The 3,459-nt window shown below is 32.4% G+C and carries 3 protein-coding genes; 2 read left to right on the top strand and 1 reads right to left on the bottom strand.

The annotated features are described in order from the left end of the window. Positions 1 to 364: 364 nt before the first annotated feature. Positions 365 to 1,243, top strand: coding sequence for a LuxR C-terminal-related transcriptional regulator (locus JGH11_RS19345; RefSeq protein ID WP_201114532.1), 879 nt, complete (start codon positions 365 to 367; stop codon positions 1,241 to 1,243). 90 nt (positions 1,244 to 1,333) lie between these two features. Continuing rightward, on the top strand, positions 1,334 to 1,723 hold the full coding sequence (locus JGH11_RS19340; RefSeq protein ID WP_236264230.1) for a hypothetical protein: 390 nt from the start codon (positions 1,334 to 1,336) through the stop codon (positions 1,721 to 1,723). A gap of 49 nt (positions 1,724 to 1,772) precedes the next feature. Here the strand turns inward: JGH11_RS19340 and JGH11_RS19335 are convergent, their stop codons facing one another. After that, a complete protein-coding gene (locus JGH11_RS19335; RefSeq protein WP_201114529.1) occupies positions 1,773 to 3,335 on the bottom strand; it encodes a peptide MFS transporter in 1,563 nt (520 codons plus the stop codon). Positions 3,336 to 3,459: the final 124 nt, after the last annotated feature.

The raw sequence follows: 3,459 nt of genomic DNA, 5'->3' as shown, positions 1-3,459 counted from the left end.
GCATATGGCAACTTTGGCAATTCAAATTTCATAGCTTTTGTTTTTTGATTGTTAATATTATTATTTATATCTTGAGCATTTACAGCACCTAAAAAGAATGTTGTAAACAATATAGACGTAAAAAGAAATCTTTTCATAAGTAAGAGTTTTTAGTGTCATGTACAAATTTAACAATCTTAATCCGATATTTGTTTATAAAACGTCTCATAATTCACATAAATTGTTTTTAACAGAACATCATTAAAATCTATAACATTTGAAGATCATAAATATAGATTATCACCACAACTTTAATATTCATATAGCATTTAGAAAAAACATTTCAGATTTAATATGTACTTTTGTTATCTAAATACTATTAGACATGATATTCGTAGATTCATCTTTTGTATTATCAGAGATCATTGAGGAAAATCACCAGTTGATACCTGTTATAAACCGTTTTGGAATAAAATTAGGCTTAGGTGATAAAACTATTGGAGACATTTGTAATGCAGCCAATATAAACACTGAATTTTTCCTCGCAATATTAAATACATTCCTCAATGAGGATTACTTCCCCGAACGAAAGCTACAAAAATTTGATATAGAACTGGTTATATCATACATAAAACAAACCGATGCATATTTGATTCATGGTCAATTGCATAACCTTGAAAAACATTTAAATGCATTCATTTCGATGAGTGACCAGAATAATGCACAACTTAAACTTATTAGCAGATTATTTACCGAATTTAAAAGTGAATTAATCAATGAAATAGAGCAAGGAATGGTAAAGGGCGATATGCCTTTAGCATCCCTAACCGACCTTAAGAGCATTATTATTAAGCACATATCAGGAAACTTCAATGAGAATATGTGTTACGCTGTTATATTCACGATAGATAGCTTTCAAAGAGATCTTGAGAAACAAAACAGAATCAGAAAAAAAATATTAAAGCCAATGATAGAGGCTCTTTCAGATACAGAAGTTGAAGACTGGCAAGAGCTTATATCAGTCAGCCATGCAATAAAGGCAACAAAAGCTCAAGCTTTATCTCAACGCGAACTAGATGTTCTCCGCTTAGTCGCATTAGGATTTCTAAATAAAGAAGTAGCAGATAAACTTAATATAAGCTTGAATACCGTATTATCGCATCGTAAAAATATTACAGCGAAATTAGGTATAAAAACAGTGTCAGGACTTATTTTCTATTGTATAACAAATGGACTCATTACTGCTGATGAAATTGAATTATAATTATATATGGAAAAACTAAACAGATACATATCTTTCGAATTACTCTTTTGTATTTTATTCATTGTCGCATTTTCTTTGCCCTGGTTAGATATGGGCCTAGTAAAAATTGTAGGATGGGATATACCTGATATCCAGAAAAAGCTGACTAAGGTGACAAACTTTTTTTCGAGAAATAAAGAATCAGTTTATACAACTTATGCTGTATACTTAATTCCACTCTTTAGTATTATAATTGCTATTCTATGGATTTCGTTAAAGAAAAGAACAGCCAGAGTTTTGTTATTTATAACTGGTATACTAGGGTTCGTTGTATCACTAAATCTATTTTATAAACTCCCGAAAGCAGGAAGCGGAGTATATTTATTGACCGCAACTTCTATCCTGACTATTTTATATCTGCTTATTGCTCTACGCAAGAAGAAAGATAAAGTAGAACTAATTGATACGCCTCCGGAAATAGATGGCGAAGAGATAGTATAAAAAAGCCCCATAACTTTGAGTTATGGGGCTTTTTTTATTTATAGAGTTATTATTTGGCGATCCGTTCCAGCCATTTTACCATAGACAACATGACAATCATTGATAGCCCCGTTGCACAAACAAAAACCAACCAACATGCCCATAAAGGAACATTCATATAAAGGATTCCTCCAATAAACAATATTGAGTTACCAATTGCTGTAGCTGCCAACCAGCACCCCTGCATTAAGCCTTGTAAATGAGGAGGAGCTACCTTTGACACAAACGACAAGCCAAGAGGTGAAATAAACAACTCTGCGACTGTCAGGATAAAATACAAAGTTATCATCACCCAAGGTGTAACCCTCATTGCATCTATTTCAGTCGAAGTCATAGTTGCTAAAGTATCTTTAGATGGCAAAGCTAAAGATGCTACCATCAAGAAAACATACGCTAAGCAAGCAATTCCCATACCTATAGCAATTTTCATAGGTGTTGATGGTTCTTTACTTCTTTTCTTCATTGTTCCAAAAAACCACATAATAAATGGAGTAAGGAATACAACAAAAAATGGATTTACACTTTGGAAAATTTCGGCACCTTTGATACTAGTAAAGCCTAAGTCGATATTTATTATTTCCAAATTCACATAATCCCGTGCAAAATAAGATAGTGAATATCCATTTTGATGAAAAGATAACCAAAAGAAAATAACAACTCCAAAAACTGCAAACAGAGCATAGATACGTTGTTTTATCTCCTGCGTACTCATCTGTATTTCTTCTTTCGAAACTGTAGCTGCTGCATCAGCTGATACTAATCCTTTTTTAGCTGGGTCCGGGAACGATTTCTTATTTATACTGTAAATAAGAAGAGATACAAACATTGCAACAATTGCCGCAATAAAAGCATATTGAAAACCTGTATTAAAAACATCCAAATAACTATTAGAAAAAGCTAAAAGGTCAGTAACCGGGGTTTTATCTAATACAGCTCCATTTGCATATTCTGTCAATTTGGTAACGTTAGCTGATGACATAGAACTTCCCTGCGCAATGTATTGATGACACAGTTCGGGTAGAGAACCATTATAATCGAAATTATGCTGTTTCAACCACCAGTTACGAACTCCAATAGCTATAAACGGAGCAAAGATAGCCCCTACATTTATAAACATATAGAATATCTGAAATCCGGCATCTCTCTTATCCGAATATTTAGGGTTATCATACATTTGCCCAACCAACGCTTGTAAATTACCTTTAAATAACCCATTTCCAAATGAAATAACAAAAAGTCCTAGACAAGTTAAAGCCAGATACAATCCGAAGTTTGGAACAGGTGTAGGGGTAGGAATTGCAATGATCAAATACCCTATAGCCATTAAAACTATTCCGGCCAAAATAGTTTCTTTGTACTTCTTCGTCTTATCTGCAATCAATCCACCTACTAACGCCAATAAATAGATAGATGCATAAAATGCCGAATAAATGTAACCGGTAGTCTCTTCTGACAAACCAAATTTAGAAGAAATGAAAAGAGCTAAAATAGCCATCATTATATAGAATCCGAAGCGTTCTCCCATATTCGATAATGAAGCAGCTATTAAACCTTTAGGATGATTTTTAAACATAAAATTATATTTAAGATTAATATTATAATTTATTTATTTCAGTAAATTTTATTCAAACTTCACAAAAGTAAGAAAACATACCTAATTAATGGATTGTCATTACATATTAAAGAACATAAAATAC

Origin of the sequence: Dysgonomonas sp. Marseille-P4677 (genome assembly GCF_016652235.1) — a bacterium.
GTDB lineage: Bacteria > Bacteroidota > Bacteroidia > Bacteroidales > Dysgonomonadaceae > Dysgonomonas.
The sequence above is the reverse complement of the archived record's forward strand: the minus strand, read 5'-3'. Positions and strand labels throughout refer to the sequence as shown.